This window comes from Alteromonas sp. ABH4_456 (genome assembly GCF_056160645.1).
Genome location: NZ_JBSWXO010000041.1, coordinates 1 through 743, shown reverse-complemented (window position 1 = coordinate 743; position 743 = coordinate 1). Strand labels below are relative to the sequence as shown.

Here is a 743-nt window from a genome sequence, read left to right as displayed (position 1 = left end):
CTGGCTGATGAGGATGGTTGAGCTGCTGCCGTGGCGGTCATCCATGATTTCCATCAGGTCGTTGCGTTGAGCCGCGTTAAGCGGCTCCAGTCCCCAGTCATCCAGGATGAGCAGGCTGAGTTTGGCAAGGCTCTTTAGTTTTTTACTGTATGTGCCATCGGCTTTGGCCTGGGAGAGTTCCATGAGCAGACGACTCACCCGGTAGTATTTCACCGTGTAACCTTTCAGGCAGGCGGTGTTGGCGAGTGCGCAGGCGATATAGGTTTTCCCGGTGCCACACGGCCCGGTGAGCAGCAGGTTTTGCTGTCGTTGTAGCCTGTCGCATTGCAGTAGCCCTGCCATCACACTTTTTTGCAGACCGCGTGGATGCTGGTAGTCGATGTCATGGGCGTTGGCCGCGAGCTTTAGTTGCGCTTGCTTGAGCAGGCGCTGTTGTTTACGGTTATCCCGTTCATGGATTTCCTGGTCGGTCAGCAGTTGCAGCCGTTCGGCGAAGCATAAGTCCTGATACTGGCCCGGTTGTTCGAGTTGCTGGCTCAGTGCTTTAGCCATGCCACTGAGTTTAAGTTGGTGCAGTTGTGACAGTGTGGTAGTTAGCATGGTTTTTCTCCTTAGTGGAAGCTCTGTGGGCCACGGATGTTTTCGTGGTGTTGAGGGAGTGTCAGGGTGTCCTGGCCGGATTCACTGAGGAGCTTGTCCTGATTACTGTTTAAGATGTCTTTGAGTTGCTGTAAGCGATAGAG

At 54.0% G+C, this 743-nt stretch carries 1 protein-coding gene; it reads right to left on the bottom strand.

The features are described 5' to 3' along the window. A partial coding sequence (locus ACXAG2_RS20860; RefSeq protein WP_474870248.1) for an ATP-binding protein occupies positions 1-600 on the bottom strand: 600 nt, incomplete at its 3' end. Positions 601-743: the final 143 nt, after the last annotated feature.